Origin of the sequence: Aeromonas sp. V90_14, assembly GCF_029967615.1 — a bacterium.
Lineage (GTDB): Bacteria > Pseudomonadota > Gammaproteobacteria > Enterobacterales > Aeromonadaceae > Aeromonas > Aeromonas hydrophila.
Window position 1 is genome coordinate 62,664 of sequence record NZ_JASCAS010000003.1, and the last position, 19,981, is coordinate 82,644.

Here is a 19,981-nt window from a genome sequence, read left to right on the forward strand (position 1 = left end):
TTTTATTAAACGAGGTTGCGCATAACGTAAACGATAGCGCCTCCCTTGCCAAGGGGGCCGCCGCCCCCCGTCAGCGTGGCTGCAGCCGCTTGATGACGTGGCGGGCGAAGCCGCTGCCCGCTTCGTCGTAGACGTTGAACACCGCATCCACCCCTTGCTCTTTCAGGGAGGCGATGTCGTCCTCGAAGCGGACGATGGCGGCAATCTTGCCGGCAAAGCCGTGGCTGCGCAGTTTCTCGATGGCGTAGAGGTTGCCCGAGTGGTGGGGCATGGCCAGCAGCACCAGGTTGACCTGGTTGGAAAGCAGCACCTTGTCCCAGAAATCGGTATCGGTGGCGTCCCCCTCGATCACATTCATGCCCTGGGCGCGCAGGGTGGGCAGCTTCTCGCTGTCGTTTTCCACCCCGAGGATCACGGTGCCGTACTTGTTCTCCAGCTCGAAGTAGGCGCCCTGACCGATCCGCCCCATGCCGAGGATGATCACCTCGGCATCGCCGAGCTCGATGGGCCTGTCCTCCGGGTGCAGGGTGGTGGCCTGCATGCCGCGCAGCCAGTTGCCAAGCCGATGGTAAATGCGCTCGCTCTGACCGTTGAGGGGGGCCGAGATCATGAAGCTGGCTGCCAGCGCCAGAGAGAGCGCAACCAGCCACTCGTGGGAGATCCAGCCCGCCTTGGCGGCGATGGCTGCGACGATGAGACCGAACTCCGAGAAGTTGGTGAGCGCCAGGGTGGAGAGCAGGGCGGTACGCACCCGCAGGTGGGCGCCGCTGTAGACCAGATAGTAGAGCGCACTTTTGAGCGGCAGGGCCAGCACCAGCGCCAGCGCCAGCAACATGGTGTCGTGGGTCGGCAGGCCGTTGAGGCCGATGGTGAGAAAGAAGCAGATGAGAAACAGATCTTTGAGGTTGAACAGCGACTTGGCCAGCCCCGCGGAGGCGGGGTGGGAGGCGAGCAGCATGCCGATAACCAGCGCCCCCAGATCGGGTTTGAGCCCCACCACCTCGAAGCCGGCGGCCCCTACCACCAGTGCCAGGAAGATCCCGAACAGCACCTGCAGCTCGCCGTGACCGGCCCGCTCCAGCAGTTTCAGCAGCAAGGGGCGCAGCAGCGGCAGGCCCAGGATCCAGAGCGCCCAGATGCTGGGCCACTGACCGCTGGAGACCGCCAGGAAGGCCACCGCGAACAGATCCTGCATCACCAGCACGCCGACGGCGAGGCGGGCATAGAGGGCGTTCATGTCGCTGCGCTCCTCCAGCACCTTGACCGCAAACACGGTACTGGAGAAGGAGAGGGCAAAGCCCAGCAGCAGTGCCAGCCGCCAGTCCAGCGACAGGGCCAGCGCCAGCCCGAGCCCCTTGCACACCAGCAGCACCACGGTGAACAGCAGGGTGGAGAGCAGCAGGTGCAAACTGGTGGTGCCCCACACGTCGCGCCGCATCAGGATCTTGACGTTGAGCTTGAGGCCGATGGTGAACAGCAGCAGGGTGACGCCGAGATCGGCGATTTCGTTCAGGGCCGAGGTGTTCTGATAGCCCATGCCGTTGAGCAGAAAACCGGCCGCCAGAAAGCCCAGCAGGGGCGGCAGGCCGATGAGGTTGACCAGCATGCCGCAGCCGAAGGCCACGGCGATCATGACAGGTTCCATTGCGCGTCCTTCAGGGGTAACGAGGCAGACCAGGGCCTTGCGCCAGGCCGGCCCGTCAGCCGGCAGGGATCAGACGATGTCGATATCCACCACTGAGTCGAAGATGTGGTTCGGTCGAAACGGCATGCGGTCGATGTCGGCCACCTTGCTCACCCCGGAGAGCACCAGCACAGTCTCGAGGCCGGCCTGGAAGCCCGCCAGAATGTCGGTGCGCAGGTTGTCGCCGATGATGATGGTGTCGTCGGAGTGGGCCTCCATCCGGTTGAGCGCCGCGCGGATGATCCAGGCGCTCGGCTTGCCGACGTAGAAGGGCTTCTTGCCGGTCATCCGCTCGATGGGGGCGCACAGGGCGCCGCAGGCCGGGTGCATCATGGGGCCGTGGGTATCGGGGTTGGTGGCGATGAAGCGGGCCCCCTGATCGACGAACTTGGCCCCCAGCTGCATCATGGTCCAGTTGTAGTTGCGGGTCTCGCCCACTACCACGAAGTCGGGGTCGATGTCGGTGATGGTGAAGCCGGCCTTGTAGAGCTCGTGGGTCAGCGCCCCTTCGCCAATCACATAGGCCTTCTTGCCATCCTGGCGCTTGAGAAAGTCGGCGGTGCCCATGGCGGAGGTGTAGAAGCACTCCTCCGGCACCTCGATCCCGGCGGAGCGGAAGCGGTTTTGCAGATCTTTCTGGGTCTGGGCCGGGTAGTTGGTCAGAAACAGCAGCTTGCTGCCCTGCTCCAGCAGGCGGTGGACGAAGCGGTCGGCACCGGGCACCAGATCGTTGTTGTGCAGGATGACGCCGTCGATGTCGCAGATGACGTTTTTCTTCATGGGGACTCCTTGTGTAGGCGCAAGAGGCGGCGGAAAGTTGCGCCAACTCTCAAGATCTTCAAATAGTTATGTTGTTTTTGTGACGCCATTATAAGTCTGTTTGATGACAAGTCTCCCCCATAAACAGAGATAGGTGCACAATGAACGACAGAGGGGAGGGATCCGCTCTGCCACTGGCTGGTCCCGCTGTCTGTGAACCGATGGAGCCGTCATCATGGATAACTTTATTGCCGGTCTGCCCAAGCTGGAGCTGCACCTCCATATCGAAGGCTCGCTCGAGCCGGAACTGATGTTTGCCCTGGGCCAGCGCAACGGCGTGGCCCTGCCCTGGCCCGACGTGGCCAGCGTGCGCGCCGCCTATGAGTTCGACTGTCTGCAATCCTTCCTCGATCTCTACTACCTGGGGGCCAGCGTGCTCGTCACCGAGCAGGATTTCTTCGATCTCACCTGGGCCTATCTGGAACGCTGCGCCGCCGACAAGGTGGTGCACGTGGAGATCTTCTTCGACCCCCAGACCCACACCGCCCGCGGCGTGCCCTTCGCCACCGTGCTGGGCGGCATCGAGCGGGCGTTGCAGACCGGGGAGAAAGCGTTTGGCATCAGCTGGCGGCTCATCATGAGCTTCCTGCGCCACCTGAGCGAAGAGGATGCCTTTGCCACGTTGGCGCAGGCTACTCCCTTCCTGTCGCGCATTCACGGCATCGGCCTCGACTCGGGGGAGAAGGGCAACCCGCCCAGCAAGTTTGCCCGGGTCTTTGCCCGCTGCCGCGAGCTGGGGTTGCCGGTGGTGGCCCACGCCGGCGAAGAGGGGCCGGCGCAGTATATCTGGCAGGCCATCCGGGAGCTTGAGGTGCGACGCATCGATCACGGGGTACGCTGCGTCGACGATCCCGATCTGCTGCGCTATCTGGCCGATACCCGGCTGCCGCTCACCGTCTGCCCCCTCTCCAACACCCGTCTCAAGGTATTTGACAAGATGGCCCACCACAACGTGCTGGCGCTGCTGGAGCAGGGGCTGTGCGTCACCATCAACTCCGACGATCCCGCCTATTTCGGCGGCTACATGAATGCCAACTTCCATGCCCTGGCCCATGAACTGGGGGCCAGCATGAACCAGCTCTGCCGCTTGTCACTGAACGCGGTGGAGGCGAGCTGGTTGAGCCTGGCCGACAAGGCGCGGCTGACCCGGGAGATCAGAAGCTACGCCGCCTGCTACGGGGTCAGCCTTCATTAGCCTGAGACGTTGGCAAGCATGCAAGGCAAAAAACGACGCGCCCACCATCTCTGGTGGGCGCGTTTTTTTATGCCAGGGGGGGCTCAGGCCGTGTGGGGCAGGGGGGCCGCCTGATAGGTCGGGTAGTCAATCAAGCCCTTTTCGCCGCCGCCGAACAGGGTGGCCGGATCGTGAGGGGCCAGCGGATAACCGTGGCGCAGCCGCTCGGGCAGGTCGGGATTGGCCACGAAGGGGCGGCCGAAGCCTATCATGTCGGCCCAGCCCGCCTCGAGCGCCGCCCGGGCCCGCTCGCCGTCGTATTTGCCGGCATAGATGAGGGTGTTGGGGAAGGCGTCGCGCAGCCCCTGCTTGAAGCCCTCCGCCATCAGCGGGGCATCGTCCCAGTCTGCCTCGGCGATGTGCAGGTAGACCACGTCGAGCCGGCCCAGCAGGCGGGCTGCGGCCAGGTAGGTCTCCTGCGGGTTGGCATCCACGGTGCCGTTGAGGGTGGTGAGCGGTGCGAGGCGCACCCCGACCCGGTCGGCCCCGATCTCGCTGCAGACCGCCTCGGTCACCTCTTTCAAGAAGCGCAGCCGGTTCTCCAGCGAACCGCCGTAGCCGTCGGTGCGGGTATTGGATTCGGAGTCGAGGAACTGGTTGATGAGGTAGCCGTTGGCGGCGTGCAGCTCGATGCCGTCAAAACCGGCCAGCATGGCGTTGCGAGCCGCCTGACGGAACTGGCCCACTACCGCGTCGATATCGGCCTGGGTCATGGCACGCGGGGTGACGGTCTCGACGAACCCGGGGGCATCGCTGCCGTTGTCGACGAACACCCGTACCCCTTTTGCCTGAATGGCGGAGGAGGAGATGGGCTGGGCACCGCCGAGGTTGTCAGGGTGAGTGACCCGACCCACGTGCCAGAGCTGGGCGAACATGGTGCCGCCCTTGGCGTGGACGGCGTCGGTCACCTGCTTCCAGCCGGCCACTTGTTCGGCGCTGTGGATCCCCGGCGTCCAGGCGTAGCCCTTGCCCATGGGGTCAATCTGGGTGCCTTCACTGATGATGAGGCCGGCCCCGGCGCGCTGGGCGTAATAGGTGGCCATCATGGCATTGGCCACGTCACCGGGCTGGCTGGCGCGGGAGCGGGTCATGGGAGGCATGACGATGCGATTGTTGAGGTGCAGCTGGCCGAGACGCAGGGGGCAGAACAGGTGATCGTGGTGCATGGTGAATTCCTCATGGTGATGATGGGCTCACTCTAGTGCCGGCATCCCTTGCGAAAAAGAGGGGTAATTGCAGAAAAGAATTGTGCTGATGACAGCAATGGTGAAAAGAGGGAGTGGCAGGGGGAGGCGCCTGAATAAAAAAAGGGGCCAGCAAGGCCCCCTTTTTCAGCATGGTTCACGCAATGGCGTCAGGCCTCCAGCGGCATGACGCGCACCCGCTCGATGCGCCGCTCGCTCACCTCGACCACCTCGAAGCCGAGCTGCTGCAGTTGCAACTGCTGGCCGGGGGCGGGCAGGGTGCCGAAGTGGGAGAGCAGCATGCCGGCCAGGGTCACGTACTCGTCGCTCTCGCTCACCAGCCCTTCGTGTTCCAGCACCTGCTCCACGTGGTGGATGTTGGTGCTGCCGTTGATGAGCCAGCCTTCTCCATCGCGGACGATGTCTGGCGTTTCATCTTCATCGGGCAGCTCGCCGACGATGGCTTCCAGCAGGTCGTGGGTGGTCACCAGCCCCTGGATCACGCCGAACTCGTCGGCCACCAGGATGAGGCTGCCCTTGGCCTGGCGCAGCTCCGCCAGCAGCTTAATCACGTTGATGGTCTGCGGCACTATGATGGGGTCGTTCTGCTTGGCCAGCTCGCTCAAGGATTGCCCTTCGTTGAGGGCAAACAGCAGGTCGCGCGCCTTGACCACCCCGATCACCTCGTCCAGACCGCCGTCACAGACCGGGAACAGGCTGTGGGGCTCCTGCTGCAGCAGGGCGCGGATCTCGTCGTTGGAGTCGTTGACGTCGATCCAGGCCATCTCGGAGCGCGGGGTCATGATGGTGCGGATGGAGCGTTCGGCCAGCGACAGCACCCCGGTCACCATGTAGCGCTCCTCCTCGCCAAAGCTGATCGGTTCGGCGGCGGGGGCGTCCAGATCGTCGTCCGGTCGGTCCTGATACGCCTTGCTGCCCATCAGCTTGAAGATGGCGGCGGTGGTGCGCTCGCGCAGGGGCTGCTTGGCCTCGTGGCGTTCGGCACTGCGCTGGGAAAGCTGGTTGAAGAACTCGATCAGCACCGAGAAGCCGATGGCCGCGTAGAGGTAACCCTTCGGAATATGGAAGCCGAACCCTTCCGCCACCAGGCTAAAACCGATCATCAGCAGGAAGCTCAGACAGAGCACCACCACTGTGGGGTGGGCGTTGACGAAGCGGGTCAGCGGCTTGGAGGCGAGCACCATCACCAGCATGGCGATGGTGACGGCCGCCATCATGACGCCGAGGTGTTCCACCATGCCGACGGCGGTGATGATGGAGTCCAGCGAGAAGATGGCATCCAGCACCAGGATCTGGGTGATCACCACGCCGAAGCTGGCGTAGACGCCGACCGGCCCGTCTTCGGGCGGCTTGGCCTCCAGCCTTTCATGCAGCTCGGAGGTGGCCTTGAACAGCAGGAACAGGCCGCCCCCCATCAGGATCAGGTCCCGACCGGAGAAGGGGTGATCCCACAGGTGCAAAATGGGGGTGGTCAGGGTGACCAGCCAGGACATCACGCTCAGGAGCCCCAGGCGCATCAGCAGGGCCAGCGACAGGCCGATGACGCGGGCCTTGTCCCGCTGGGCGGGGGGCAGCTTTTTCACCAGGATGGCGATGAAGACCAGGTTGTCGATCCCGAGCACGATTTCCAGGACGATCAGGGTAAACAGACCGATCCAGATGTGGGGATCCAGCAGCAATTCCATGTAGTGACCTCAATAAAAACAGACAGAGCAGAGAGTGAGCACGGCGTACGATAGCCGCAGTGACAGCAAGGCAATGGCGTTATTCAGAGGCGCTGATTAAGCAGATAAAGATAGGCTTTGACGGGAAGAAACGAAGGGCAACTTCGGGGATTGTCCATGATGGGCAATGAAACCTCGGGTTAAAAGTGAGCCCTGATGATAACGGGAATCCCGTATTTGGCAAGAGGGGGCGGGCAGCGCAGGGGGAAAGGTGGGCTCACCCAGCGGGGTGACAGGAGCGGGCGGAGCTTGCCAGGCAAGCCCCGCCGTGCGGCTTACAGCCAGCGTTTCTCGCGGGTGAAGCAGACCGACAGCCAGGCGTCCCCCAGGGTATCGCCGAGGCGGGACCAGAGCTCCTGGCGCAGGGCATCCTGGCGCTCGACGGGCCACTCCTGGCCGGGGGCTACCAGAATGTTGAGTTCGAGATCGAAGCGGCGGCCGCTTTTCGCCAGATGGCTGTAGCACTCGATGCCATGGCGCAGGCGCAGGGCCTCGACTTCGCTGGCCACCAGCCGGGAGACATCCCCCTTGGGAGCGATCTTCAGCACTTCTCGCAGGTTACGACCGAGCACCTTGATGGGGATGAGGGTGGCGCACAGGGCCAGCAGGGAGACCAGCACCGGGTCTATGTAGCGGTTGTAGTGGCCGTAGCCGATGGCATCGAGGCCGATGGCGACCACGAAGCCGATGAGCAGGGTGGTGCTGAGCAGGGTGTCGACCAGCCACTCCTTGGAGTCTACCCGCACCAGCTCGGAGTTGACCCGCTCGGCCACGTCGGCCTCGACCCGGTAGATGATGCCGCAGAAGAAGGTGGAGACGACGGCATAGATGAGGGCGTGGCCGAGATCGATCTCCCGTCCGCCCGCCAGCAGGGTGGTGAGGCCGTTGTAGAGTGCCGCCAGACAGAGCAGCAGAATGATGGTGCCGTTGATGACGTTGGCGATGGGTTCGAAGTGGGCGTAGCCGTATTGAAAGCGGGCGTCGGAGGGGCGGGTAACCAGGTAGGCGGTGATGAGGCCCAGCCCCGTCATGCCCATGCTGAACAGGGTGAAGATGCCGTCCAGCATGATGGCGTTGGAACCGACGAACAGGCCATAGCCGATCCCGAAAATGGCAAAGGTGATGCAACCAAACAGCGACAGGGTCAGCGCCTGTTTTTCGGTGCGAATAAGCGTACTGATAACATGGCTGTAATGAGCCATAAAAGTCCTCCTTTCAAATGGTGAAGATTGCGCGCGCAAGCGGTTTTCTAGCTGATATACTGCCCGCTCACATGTGAGCGGACTGGTTCGGGGGCCCGCGAAGAGGCTGGCCCGAACGGTCGTTGTCGCCGGAGTTCCGGCATCAAGCAAAGGAAGGGAACAAGGATTCATGATCCCGAGACTCGATTACCAGGACAGTTTGTCACCTACAACCCTGCAGTTTCTTGAGTTGCTGGCGCGATCAGCATTTCGTGGTGATATCGAAAAGTCTTATGCAAGCCGGTTGGCGATGGCGACGGATAACAGCGTCTATCAGGTAGTACCTCAGGCGGTTCTCTATCCGCGCAGTGCGGACGATATTGCGGTGATGCTCAAGCTGGCCCAGGGGCCCGAGTACGCGACCTTGAGTTTCTTCCCTCGCGGCGGCGGTACCGGCACCAATGGTCAATCCTTGGGCGGCGGCATTATCGTCGATCTCTCGCGCCATATGAACCAGATCATGGAAATTAATCTGGAAGAGGGCTGGGTGCGGGCCCAGGCCGGGGTGGTGAAAGACCAGCTCAACGCCTATCTCAAACCCCACGGTTACTTCTTCTCACCGGATCTCTCCACCTCCAACCGCGCTACTCTGGGGGGCATGGTCAACACCGACGCCTCGGGGCAGGGCTCCTTGGTGTACGGCAAGACCTCGGATCACGTGCTCGGCCTCAAAGCCGTGCTGGAAAACGGCGATCTCATGGCAACCGAGCCGGTGACCGGCCCGCGTCTGGCGGACAAGCTGGCCCTCGAGAACCGTGAGGGGGAGATCTATCGCACCCTCTATCGCATCGGCCGCGAGCGGCGCGCCGACATCGAAGCGACCTTCCCCAGGCTCAACCGCTTTCTGACCGGTTACGATCTCAAGCACCTCTATCAACCCGATACCGACACCCTGGACGTCAGCCGGGTGCTGTGTGGCTCGGAAGGCTCCTTGGGCTTTATCACCGAAGCCAGGCTCAACATCACCCCCATCCCGCGCTACCGCACCCTGGTCAACGTCAAGTACGACAGCTTCCCGTCGGCCCTGCGCAACGCCCCCTTTATGGTCGAGGCCCTGGCGCTGTCGGTGGAGACGGTGGACTCCCGGGTGCTGGGGCTGGCTCGCGCCGACATCATCTGGCACTCGGTCAAAGAGTTCATTCAGGAGGTGCCGGGCAAGGATCTGCAGGGGCTCAACATCGTCGAGTTTGCCGATACCGACGAGGATGAGCACAAGGCCAAGGTGGCCGAGCTGTGCCGCCGTATCGATGGCCTGCTGGCCAAGGGGGAGGCGGGGATCATCGGCTATCAGGTGTGCAACCACCTGGCCAGCATCGAGACCATCTACGCCATGCGCAAGAAGTCGGTGGGGCTGCTTGGCAACGCCGAAGGGCGCAAGAAGCCGGTGGCCTTCACCGAAGACACCGCCGTGCCACCGGAGTCGTTGGCGGACTTCATCATGGAGTTTCGTGCCCTGCTGGATGCTCACGGCCTTGACTACGGCATGTTCGGCCACGTCGATGCCGGGGTGCTGCACGTACGTCCGGCGCTGGACTTGTGCGATCCCGAGCAGGAGGTGCTGCTGCGGCGCATCTCCGATCAGGTGGTGGCGCTCACCGCCAAATACGGCGGCCTGATGTGGGGGGAGCACGGCAAGGGCTTTCGCTCCGAATACAGCCCCGCCTTCTTCGGCGAGCTGTGGGAGGAGCTGCAACGGGTCAAGGGGGCGTTCGACCCGGCCAACCGCATCAACCCGGGCAAGATCTGCATGCCTTATGGCAGCGGCGCCGAGCTAGTGTCGGTGGACGGGCCCAAGCGCGGCAAGTTCGACCGCCAGATCCCGCTGGCGGTGCGCACCAGCTATACCCGGGCCCTCGATTGCAACGGCAACGGCCTGTGCTTCACCTTCGAGACCGACTCCCCCATGTGCCCCTCGGTCAAGATCAGCCGCGATCGCCGTCACTCTCCCAAGGGGCGGGCCGGCCTGATGCGCGAATGGCTGCGCCAGCTGGCACAGCAGGGCTTCGATCCGCTGAGTGAGGAGGTGGCGCTGCAAAGCGGTGGTCTGCGCTTCAAGCAGATTGTCGACAAGTTTCGCAACACGGTGGCCCGCGCCCGCGGCGAGTATGACTTCTCCCACGAGGTGATGGAGGCGATGGAGGGGTGCCTGGCGTGTAAAGCCTGCACTAGCCAGTGCCCCATCAAGGTGGATGTGCCCACCTTCCGCGCTCGCTTCATGCAGCTCTATCACAGCCGCTATCTGCGTGGACCCAAGGATTACTTCGTCGGCACGGTGGAAAGCTATGCCCCCCTGTTGGCCAAGGCGCCGAAACTGGTCAACTTCTTCCTCGAGAAAGAGTGGGCCCAGAAGGCGACCGAGAAGAGCATCGGCATGGTGGACGTGCCGCTATTGAGCGTGCCGACCCTGGCCGAGGAGCTGCGTGACCATCGCGCCCGCTATTTCGATCTGCCGGGCCTGGAGGCCATGAGTCCCGAGCAGCGTCAAAAAGTGGTGCTCATCGTGCAGGATCCCTTCACCAGCTACTACGACGCCCCCGTGGTGCGCGACCTGGTGAAGCTCGCCAGCAAGCTCGGCCTGCAGCCCTATCTGCTGCCGTTCAAGCCCAACGGCAAGCCCCAGCACGTGAAGGGTTTCCTGCGCGCCTTTGCCCGTACCGCGGCCAGCAGCGCCCAGTTCCTCAACAAGGTGGCGGCGCTCGGCATCCCCATGGTGGGGGTCGATCCCTCCCTGGTGCTCTGCTATCGGGACGAATACGTGAAGGCGCTCGGCCCCGCCCGCGGTGACTTCCAGGTGCTGCTGCCCCAGGAGTGGCTGCTCTCCTTGCCGGCCGAAGTGTTGCCGGTGCGAGAAGCGGACGCCGGCGCCGCGCCCTGGTATCTGTTCGCCCACTGCACCGAGAAGACTGCCAAGCCGTCGACCCACGGTGACTGGAGCACTCTGTTCCGCCGCTTCGGTGCCACGCTGCAACCGGTCTCGGTGGGCTGTTGCGGCATGGCTGGTACCTATGGCCACGATGCCAAACAGGTGGAGAACTCCAAGGGCATCTATGGCCTGAGCTGGGCCGAGCCCCTGGCTCGCCTGCCACAAGCCCGTTGTCTGGCCACCGGATATTCGTGCCGCAGCCAGGTGAAGCGGATGGAGGGGGAGAAACTCAAGCACCCACTGCAGGCCCTGCTGGAACTGCTCTGATGCTGACGCTGCCCAAGCGGTTTCGGGTGCCGCAAGCCTATCGGCACCCGCACTTCCTGCTGCTGCCGGTCAATCCGACCCAGGCGGTGGTGGAGTTCGTCGCCATGCTGCGCGAGCGCGAGCAGCTTCATCAGCTGTTTCGCCCGGACGATGTGTGGCCCTCCGCCAATTTCAGCCTGAGCCAGCACGAGGCCGATCTGGAGTGGCAGTACTCCGAGTTTCTGGCCAAACGCTCCTTTGCCTATGGTCTCTGGAGCCCGGCGCGGGAGCCCGAGTTCTGGGGCGGGGTTTACCTCTACCCCTCGGTGCTGCCGGAGGTAGCGGTGGAGCTCTTCTTCTGGAAGGTGGCCGAAGCGCCGCTCACCGATGCCGAACTGGAGGCCGAATTGCGCACCTGGCTCGGCAAGGTATGGCAGTGGCCCGCGCCGCGCCTGCCGGGGCGGGACCAGCCCTGGGCCGAGTGGCCAGGGGTGACCTATCCCTGGTGAGAGTCAACCTCGATGCAAGATGCCCCAGCGTGGGTATCTTTTTTTTTGCTCCTTTTTCGCCGACACTGCTGGTTTGCCGCTACGGCGCAGCGATAACCCGTTGATCACGCAAGGAGTCCGCTCACCATGAGTCAAGAAAGCAGCCCCATCTGGCGCAAGCCCATGAGCCTTGAAGGGCTCAACGCCAGCTCCCGCAACACCCTGATGGCCCATCTCGACATCGTTTACACCTCCTTTGGTCCCGACTGGCTGGAGGCCACCATGCCGGTAGATCACCGCACCCATCAGCCGCTTGGCATGCTGCACGGCGGCGCATCCGTGGTGTTGGCGGAGACGCTGGGATCGCTCGCGGCCAACATGGCGGTCGGGCCCGACAGTTACTGCGTGGGGCTGGAGGTCAATGCCAACCACCTGAGAGCCAAGCGGGAAGGGGTGGTGACGGGGCGCTGCACGCCACTGCATCTGGGGGCGACGACTCAGGTGTGGCAGATAGAAATTCGCGATGAACGTGGTCGTTTATTGTGCACCAGCCGGTTGACCATGGCGGTGCTCAAACACAAGCGGGACAAGGACTCTGGCGAAGCGTGATCTGCAATAACGCACCATGAGTGAAAAATAAGCAAGCCATAGTCGCAAGATCCCTCTATAATTGCCAACGTCTTGAGAGGCTTATCACATTTTTCAAGACAGCAGAACAAAGTGGCGCTATAATCGCCGCCTTTTTGCTATTCCGCGGTGTTAGCCGCCTGCCTTAATCTGGAAGAATCTATGTCTGATACCGAACAACTGCCCCTTTTTAGTGAGCTTGGACTGGCCGCGCCTGTACTGAAAGCGCTGCAGGACGTGGGCTATGAGCGCCCGTCCCCCATCCAGGCCGCAGCAATTCCCCACCTGATGGCGGGCCACGATCTGCTGGGGCAGGCGCAAACCGGTACAGGGAAGACCGCTGCTTTTGCCTTGCCTCTGTTGTCTCGTCTGGAAGCTGGTAACCGCAACACCCAGATCCTGGTGCTGGCACCGACTCGTGAACTGGCTCTGCAGGTGGCTGAAGCGTGCCAACGCTATGCCCACCACATGCCTGATTTCCACGTGCTGCCCATCTATGGCGGCGCCTCCTACGAAACCCAGACCCGCGCCCTGCGCCGCGGTGCTCAGGTTGTCGTGGGTACCCCGGGCCGTGTGATGGACCTGATCCGTCGCAAGAACCTGGACCTCTCCGGCCTGAAAGCCCTGGTGCTGGACGAAGCGGACGAGATGCTGCGCATGGGCTTCATCGACGACGTGGACTGGATCATGGAACAGTGCCCGGCCGGTCGTCAGGTTGCCCTGTTCTCCGCCACCATGCCGGAGCAGATCCGTCGTGTGGCCCAGAAGCACCTGAAGCAGCCTAAAGAGATCAAGATCGCTTCCAAGACTGCGACCGCTACCACCATCCGCCAGCGTTACTGGCAGGTGACCGGTCTGCACAAGCTGGACGCCATGACCCGTCTGCTGGAAGTCGAGCCCTACGAAGCCCTGCTGGTGTTCGTACGCACCAAGAACGCCGCTGAAGAGCTGGCTGGCAAGCTGGCTGCCCGTGGTCACGCCTGTGAAGCGCTGCACGGTGACATTCCGCAGAAGCTGCGTGAACGTACCGTCGACAAGCTGCGCCAAGGCCAGCTGGACATCCTGATCGCCACCGACGTGGTCGCCCGTGGTCTGGACGTTGAGCGCATCACCCACGTGGTGAACTACGACATCCCCTACGACACCGAATCCTACGTTCACCGTATCGGTCGTACCGGTCGTGCCGGTCGCAAGGGCGAAGCCATCCTGTTCGTGGCACCGCGTGAGCGTCGCATGCTGCGCGCCATCGAGCACGCAACCCGTCAGGCCATCGAGCCGATGAAGATGCCGAGCACCGAGGACATCAACCAGCACCGTCTGGCCAAGTTCAAGGAGCGGATCCGCGAAACCATGATGGGCGAAGAGCTCGAGATCTACGTGAATCTGGTGAACGAGCTGATCGAAGAAGACTCTGCCGATCCGCTGGAGCTGGCTGCCGCACTGGCCAAGCTGGTACAGGGTGACCAACCGCTGCTGCTGGATGACTCCATTCCTGATCCGGTGTTCAACGCCGGCAACGATCGCGGTGGTTTCGAGCGTCGTGACTTCAACGACCGTGGTGGCCGTGATTTCGCCGACCGTGGCGATCGCCCGGCTCGTCGCATGCCGTCCCTGGAGCCGCGTCCGCTCAAAGACAACCCGGACGTGGAGATGGAGCGCTACCGCGTCGACGTGGGTGCCCATCACGGCGTCAAGCCGGGCCAGATCGTGGGTGCCATCGCCAACGAAGCGAACATCGAGAGCCGTTTCATCGGCAACATCGACATCGCCGATGACTTCTCCACCGTCGATCTGCCCAAGGGCATGAGCGCCGACGTGCTGGAAGTGATCAAGAAGGCCCGTGTCTGCCAGCGTCCGCTGCAGATCACTCGCTACACCGAAGTGCCGGCCGGCAGCAACACTGCTCCCCGTCCGCCCCGCGGTGATCGTCCGTTCCGTGGCGACCGTCCTTTCAACAAGGATCGCCGTCCGCAGGGTGACCGTCCCTTCAACAAGGATCGCCGTGAAGGCGGTTTCGACAAGGGTCGCAAATTCGGCGGCAAGCGCCGCGACAGCTAAACCCTGACTGCTAGCTAAAAAGGCCGCTCATCGAGCGGCCTTTTTGTTGCCCGTCGTTCACCCAGGCGACATTGCAGTGCCACATGGGGTGATGTGGATGGGGAAGTCCATGGCGCACCCTTGATATCGCCGATGGGTTGGCCTGACATCGTCCTGGCTGTGTGTGGATGGAATGGGATGGTGCAGAAAGTAAGAGGCGGACAAGTGCAGGATTGCCGATGGCTGGTGCAAGCTACGTCTGCATAAAGGGAAGGATGCAGCAGCAAGAGCAGGCTGAGAGGGGCACCCGGGCTGGTTTGTCAGGGCCTATGCCATCGCGATGAAGGCAGCAAAAAGGCGACCCTGGGGTCGCCTTTTATGTTTATGCATCTATCTTGGGGGCTTAGAGCACCATGGCGGCAATCCAGCCGAAGATGATGAGCGGGATGTTGTAGTGGATGAAGGTGGGCACCACGCTGTCCCAGATATGGTCGTGCTGGCCGTCGGCGTTGAGGCCCGAGGTGGGGCCCAGGGTCGAGTCGGAGGCGGGAGAGCCCGCATCCCCCAGTGCGCCAGCGGTGCCGACCAGAGAGATGGTCGCCAGGGGGGAGAAGCCGAGGTGCAGGCACAGCGGCACATAGATGGTGGCGATGATGGGTACGGTGGAGAAGGAGGAGCCGATCCCCATGGTGATGAGCAGGCCCACCAGCAGCATCAGGAAGGCGGCCAGCCCCTTGTGGCCCGCCATCATGCCGGAGACGGCCTGTACCAGGCTCTCCACCCCGTGGGTCTCTTTCATCACGGCGGCGAAGCCGGCGGCGGAGATCATGATGAAGCCGATGAGGGACATCATGCGCACGCCCTGGGTGAAGGCATCCTGGCTCTCGCGGAACTTGATGACGCCGCCACAGGTGAAGATGACGAAGCCGGCCAGCGCCCCCAGCACGATGCTGTTGGTCATCAGCTGCAGCCCCAGCGCCACGGCGATGGCCAGTAGGGCGACCCAGATGTGGTTGAGGTTGAGATCGACCGTTTCCGGCTCGGCGGCCAGGATCTTCTCCAGATCATACTGGCGTGGCTTGCGGTAGCTGAAGAAGACGGCGATCAGCAGGCCGACGAACATGCCCAGCACCGGAATGGCCATCGCCAGCGGCAGCTGGCTGTGTTCGACCGGCACGCCGTTGTCGATCAGGTTCTTGGCCAGGATGTTGTTGAGGAAGATGCCGCCAAAGCCCACCGGCAGCAGCATATAGGTCGCGGTCAGGCCAAAGGTGATGACGCAGGCCACCTGACGGCGGTCGATCTGCATCTGGGCCATGACGTGCAACAGTGGCGGGATCAGGATAGGAATGAAGGCGATATGAACCGGGATCAGGTTCTGGGAGGAGATGGAGACCCCCAGCACCGAGCTGAGCAGCAGGGCCTTGACCCAGAGGATGCGGGAGCTGCTGGCATCCTTGCCGAGTTGGCTGATCACCTTGCGCGCCAGCAGATCCGTGATGCCGGAGCGGGAGATGGCGACTGCGAAGGCCCCCAGCATGGCGTAGGAGAGGGCGATCTCGGCGCCGCCACCCAGGCCACCGCTGAAGGTGCTGAGGGTCTGTTCGAGGGAGAGGCCGCCGATCAGGCCGCCGACGATGGCGCCGATGGCGAGAGAGACCACCACATTGATCCGCAGCAGGCTGAGCACCAGCATCAGCGCCACCGCGATAACAACAGGATTCATTTGCTTTCCTTATAGTTTGTGTTGCTGTCTGTCGTGTGAAAGGCAGTTAGTTTGCGAAAAATGTGACAAATGTCGAGTAAAAAATCAGGTGAATGGCCTATCTACAGCATTCCCGGCGGTTCAACCTCGGTGATGAGTCTTGAGAGGTAAAAAACGGTGCTGGATGGGCCTTTTTTCGACATTCTGGTCAAACCAGATGGCTTGCCAAATAGCGCAAGAAAAGAGGCTGCCGTGGCAGCCTCTTGAGAAGGGGGCGTCGTTACTCGCTGGCGTCGTCGGCCACCTCGTCCGGGTGGGCCGGGGGCCAGCCACCCAGGCTCTTCCAACGGTTGACGATATGACAGAACAGCTCGGTGGTGCGCTCGGTGTCGTAGAGGGCGGAGTGCGCCTCTTTATTGTCAAACGGAATGCGCGCGCTCTGGCACGCCTTGGCCAGCACCGTCTGGCCCAGCGCCAGGCCGGAGAGGGCGGCGGTGTCGAAGGTGGCAAACGGATGGAACGGATTGCGCTTGAGGCCGGCCCGCTCGGCGGCGGCCATGACGAAGCCGTGATCGAAGGTGGCGTTGTGGGCCACTATGATGGCGCGGCCGCAATCCTGCTCCTTCATCCCCTTGCGGATGCCCTTGAAGATCTCGGTCAGCGCCTCTTTCTCGCTGACGGCGCCGCGCAGCGGATTGAAGGGGTCGATGCCGGTGAACTCCAGCGCCGCTTTTTCCAGATTGGCCCCTTCAAACGGCTCGACATGAAAATGGAAGATCTGGTCGGGCACGAGCCAGCCCTGCTCGTCCATCTTGAGGGTATAGGCGGCGATTTCCAGCAAGGCGTCGGTTCTGGCATTGAACCCGGCGGTTTCAACATCGATGACGACGGGGTAAAAGCCACGAAAACGGCCCTTGAGGGTGTGAACAGCGTCGGTCATGGTATCTCGGTCGGCGTGAAATGAGGCGGCATTATGGCAAAAAAGCCGGCCTTTGTCCCTCATCGGCCGCCATCGGCACGGTGGCCGATTCTATTATCGACACGCGGGCTTATAATTGACCACTTCAACAATGGAATGGGGAGCAACGATGAAGAAGCTGGGATTGGCGCACAAGATGTTGCTGGTGGTCTGCCTGCCACTGCTGGCCTTGCTGTTCTTCTCCGGCCGATACGTCTATGAGCGTTATCGGGTCGAGCAGGAGATGAGTCAGGCCCAGGCCGCATTGGCGGTGGTGCAGGAAGCGGCGCAGCTGGCCCACGAGCTGCAAAAGGAGCGCGGCATGTCGGCCGGCTTCCTGGGTTCCGGTGGCAACAAGTTCCGCGATGCCCTGCCGGCGCAGCGCAAGCAGGTCGATACCCTGCTGCAGCGCTTTCGTGAGGATCCCGCCCTGCTGGCGCTCAAAGAGGTGCAGCAGGAGCTGGCCGGGCTCACCGCCATGCGCGAGCGGGTCAGTGCGTTGGGGGTCGAGGTGGCGGAGCAAGTCAGCTTCTATACCCGGATGATCACCCAGTTGCTGGCGGTGGTGGATCAGATCAGCATCAATAGCCGGGATGCCACCATAGCGCTGCAGACCAATGCCTATGCCGCCTTCTTGCAGAGCAAGGAGCGGATGGGGCTGGAGCGGGCGACCTTGAGCAACGTGTTTGGCCGTGACAGCTTCACGCCGGCGCTGTTGCAGCAGTTCATCTCCCTGTTGGCGGCCCAGAATACCTATCTCGAGCGTTTCCAGGCGGTGGCGAGCCCCTCCCAGCGCCAGCTGCTGGCCGACAGCCTGGCCTCGCCGGTGGTGAGCAAGGTGGCCGCCATGGAGAAGCTGGCGCTGGACAAGGCGGCCAGCGGTGGCTTCGGGGTGGATGCCGAGGCCTGGTTTGCCTTGAGCACCGACAAGATCAGCCTGCTCAAGGAGAGCGAAGACCGCCTCTATCAGCAGTTGTCCGAGCGGGTGGACCAGATGCGGGCGAAGAGCGCCAGCGACTTCTGGTGGGCCGCCACCGGGGTTCTGCTGTGCGTGCTGCTTACCAGCTTTGTCTGCTGGCGGGTAGTGCGGGATCTGCATCTGGGTTTCATGGCTCTGCACCATACCTTCAAGCGGCTGGTGCAGGAGAACGATCTGACGGTGCGGGTCAACTGGCGATCCGGTGATGAACTGGGGGCATTGTCGCGGGATCTGAACCATTTCCTCGAACATCTGGAGGGGCTGATGCTGGCGGTGCGCCGCTCCTGCGAGGTGCTGGCCCGCAGCGCAGCCGCCTCGGCCAACGTCATTGCCGAAGTCAACGCCGGAGTGGCCAAGGGGTTTGGTCAGGTGGATCTGGTGGCGACGGCCGCTACCGAGATGGCCTCGACGGTTGCCGAGATCGCACGCAACGCGACCCAGACCTCGCTGGCGACCCAGCAGGCCATCGGCCGGGCCCGGCAGGGTGACAAAGAGGTGGATCAGACCATCGATGCCATCCAGCAGGTCGCGGGTACCTTGAGTGATACCCAGCAGCTGGTGGACAGCCTGCATCAGGACACCGAATCGGTGGGCGAGGCGCTCAACCTCATCAAGCAGATCTCGGATCGCACCAACCTGCTGGCCCTCAACGCCGCCATCGAGGCGGCCCGCGCCGGCGAATCCGGCCGCGGTTTTGCGGTGGTGGCGGAAGAGGTGCGGGCGCTGGCGTCGCGCACCCAGCAGGCCGCCGACGACATAGAGCGGATGCTGGTGCGGCTGCGACAGGGGGCCAATCAGGCGGTGACCGCCATGCACCTGGGGACCGAGCAGGCGGGGCTGAGCGTGACCGAGGCCAAGCGGGCGGGCAGCGAGCTGACCGACATCGTCAACGAGGTGCGCAAGGTGAGCGACATGACCGCCCAGGTGGCCACCGCCACCGAGGAGCAGCGCTATGTCACCGACGACATCCAGCACAACGTGATGACCATCCGCGAGGTGTACGAGGCGCATCGCCAGCACTCGGAAACCCTGCAGCAAAACAGCGCCGAGCTGGATCAGCTGGCGCGGGAGCTGGCGGGGCGCATCGCTCGCTTCAAACTGATGGACGCCGCCTCGACCCACTGATCGGTTTGCCCTAAAGCTTGTCCTGCCCCTGCCGATATCTAACCTGAGATCGTGTGGAGGGCAGGCAGTTGAACGCTTGGATGTTGGGGTTGGTCAGCATATCCGTGAGTATGCAGTTACAGGCGGGAGTCACCGAGTTCGGTGCCGGCCTGGATCAATCCGTCTGGCGCTTGACCTCTGACACCCAGGTGGAGTGCCGGCTCGAGCACCCCATCCCCAACTGGGGCACGGGGGCATTTGTCAGCCGCGCCGGTCGCAAGATCAACCTGGATTTCGAGCTCAAGGGGCTGCGCCAGCAGGCCCAGACCCAGACGGTCAGCCTGGGCATCATGCCGCCGGTCTGGCGCCCCGGCATCGCCGGGCGGGAAGTGAGCCAGCTGCGCTTTTACCAGCAGTTTGACGGGCTGGTGGAGGGGCAGACTGCCTGGACCATGCTGGACGAGCTGGAAGGGGGGCGCATGCCGACCTTCCAGTACCGCGACTGGTATCGGCAGAATCGACCGGTGCGGGTCTCGCTCTCCTCGGTCAACTTCCGGGTCAAATATCAGGCCTTCGTGGATTGCCTCAATGGCCTGTTGCCCTACAGTTTCAACGACATCGCCTTCAGCGTGCTCACCTATGACAAGAACAGTGACGAGCTGTCGCTGGCCTCCAAGCGACGGCTGGCGATGATCGGCGAGTATGTGAAGGTGGACAAGAGCATCGACGTGGTGGTGATCGACGCCTACAGCGACAGCTATGGCGGCCGCTGGCCGAACCAGAAGCTATCCGAGAAACGGGCCGATGCCATCAAGAAGGTGTTTGTGGATCTGGGCATCGAACCCGGCAAAATTTCGGTGGAGGGGCACGGTGAGAAGCAGCACGTCGCCTCCAACGAAACCGAAGATGGTCGCGCCAAGAACCGGCGGGTGGTGATCAACATGGGCCGCAACGGCGCCATCTGAAGAAAACGAATCCATAAAAAAGAGCGCCTTGGCGCTCTTTTG

The 19,981-nt window shown here is 62.9% G+C and carries 14 protein-coding genes; 7 read left to right on the top strand and 7 right to left on the bottom strand.

Going from position 1 to position 19,981, the window contains the following annotated elements; translation table 11 throughout:
* Positions 1 to 70: 70 nt before the first annotated feature.
* Both QLG02_RS03920 and QLG02_RS03925 read right to left on the bottom strand, forming a co-directional pair.
* Positions 71 to 1,645 carry a cation:proton antiporter family protein gene (locus QLG02_RS03920; RefSeq protein WP_282464562.1) on the bottom strand — a complete coding sequence of 525 codons (1,575 nt, stop codon included), beginning with the start codon at positions 1,643 to 1,645 and terminating at the stop codon, positions 71 to 73.
* Positions 1,646 to 1,714: 69 nt separating this feature from the next.
* Positions 1,715 to 2,464 carry an HAD-IIA family hydrolase gene (locus tag QLG02_RS03925; protein WP_011706469.1) on the bottom strand — a complete coding sequence of 250 codons (750 nt, stop codon included), beginning with the start codon at positions 2,462 to 2,464 and terminating at the stop codon, positions 1,715 to 1,717.
* A 214-nt stretch (positions 2,465 to 2,678) separates the two neighbouring features.
* On the opposite strand from QLG02_RS03925, the gene QLG02_RS03930 reads away from it, so the two are divergent.
* The gene (locus QLG02_RS03930) at positions 2,679 to 3,698 is read left to right on the top strand and encodes an adenosine deaminase (protein WP_282464563.1); all 1,020 of its coding nucleotides are present in this window, start codon (positions 2,679 to 2,681) and stop codon (positions 3,696 to 3,698) included.
* Positions 3,699 to 3,781: 83 nt separating this feature from the next.
* Here QLG02_RS03930 and QLG02_RS03935 read toward each other — a convergent pair whose 3' ends face one another.
* The 3 genes from QLG02_RS03935 to QLG02_RS03945 form a co-directional block, all read right to left on the bottom strand.
* A complete protein-coding gene (locus tag QLG02_RS03935) occupies positions 3,782 to 4,903 on the bottom strand; it encodes an alkene reductase (RefSeq protein WP_282464564.1) in 1,122 nt (373 codons plus the stop codon).
* A gap of 188 nt (positions 4,904 to 5,091) precedes the next feature.
* Positions 5,092 to 6,627 carry a TerC family protein gene (locus QLG02_RS03940; RefSeq protein ID WP_282464565.1) on the bottom strand — a complete coding sequence of 512 codons (1,536 nt, stop codon included), beginning with the start codon at positions 6,625 to 6,627 and terminating at the stop codon, positions 5,092 to 5,094.
* Between the two features lie 314 nt (positions 6,628 to 6,941).
* The gene (locus QLG02_RS03945; RefSeq protein WP_011706465.1) at positions 6,942 to 7,868 is read right to left on the bottom strand and encodes a cation transporter; all 927 of its coding nucleotides are present in this window, start codon (positions 7,866 to 7,868) and stop codon (positions 6,942 to 6,944) included.
* 169 nt (positions 7,869 to 8,037) lie between these two features.
* On the opposite strand from QLG02_RS03945, the gene QLG02_RS03950 reads away from it, so the two are divergent.
* The 4 genes from QLG02_RS03950 to QLG02_RS03965 all read left to right on the top strand — a co-directional run bounded on the left by QLG02_RS03950 (position 8,038) and on the right by QLG02_RS03965 (position 14,249).
* Complete coding sequence (locus QLG02_RS03950; protein ID WP_282464566.1) at positions 8,038 to 11,097, top strand: FAD-binding and (Fe-S)-binding domain-containing protein; 3,060 nt, start codon at positions 8,038 to 8,040, stop codon at positions 11,095 to 11,097.
* Entirely contained in the window at positions 11,097 to 11,585 is a 489-nt protein-coding gene (locus QLG02_RS03955; RefSeq protein ID WP_282464567.1) for a hypothetical protein, read from the top strand. Before QLG02_RS03950 ends, QLG02_RS03955 begins: the two co-directional genes overlap by 1 nt.
* Before the next feature lie 126 nt (positions 11,586 to 11,711).
* Positions 11,712 to 12,173, top strand: a complete 462-nt coding sequence (locus QLG02_RS03960) for a hotdog fold thioesterase (protein WP_282464568.1) — start codon at positions 11,712 to 11,714, stop codon at positions 12,171 to 12,173.
* A gap of 180 nt (positions 12,174 to 12,353) precedes the next feature.
* A complete protein-coding gene (locus tag QLG02_RS03965) occupies positions 12,354 to 14,249 on the top strand; it encodes a DEAD/DEAH box helicase (protein ID WP_199269029.1) in 1,896 nt (631 codons plus the stop codon).
* A gap of 382 nt (positions 14,250 to 14,631) precedes the next feature.
* Here QLG02_RS03965 and QLG02_RS03970 read toward each other — a convergent pair whose 3' ends face one another.
* Together QLG02_RS03970 and rnt are read right to left on the bottom strand one after the other, a co-directional pair.
* Positions 14,632 to 15,954, bottom strand: coding sequence for a Na+/H+ antiporter family protein (locus tag QLG02_RS03970; RefSeq protein WP_024944876.1), 1,323 nt, complete (start codon positions 15,952 to 15,954; stop codon positions 14,632 to 14,634).
* Positions 15,955 to 16,213: 259 nt separating this feature from the next.
* Entirely contained in the window at positions 16,214 to 16,873 is a 660-nt protein-coding gene (rnt, locus tag QLG02_RS03975) for a ribonuclease T (protein ID WP_029300258.1), read from the bottom strand.
* Between the two features lie 148 nt (positions 16,874 to 17,021).
* Between rnt and QLG02_RS03980 the strand changes: the two genes are divergently transcribed.
* Both QLG02_RS03980 and QLG02_RS03985 read left to right on the top strand, forming a co-directional pair.
* On the top strand, positions 17,022 to 18,995 hold the full coding sequence (locus QLG02_RS03980; protein ID WP_282464569.1) for a methyl-accepting chemotaxis protein: 1,974 nt from the start codon (positions 17,022 to 17,024) through the stop codon (positions 18,993 to 18,995).
* Positions 18,996 to 19,063: 68 nt separating this feature from the next.
* Positions 19,064 to 19,939, top strand: a complete 876-nt coding sequence (locus tag QLG02_RS03985; protein ID WP_024944879.1) for an OmpA family protein — start codon at positions 19,064 to 19,066, stop codon at positions 19,937 to 19,939.
* The last annotated feature ends 42 nt before the right edge of the window (positions 19,940 to 19,981 follow it).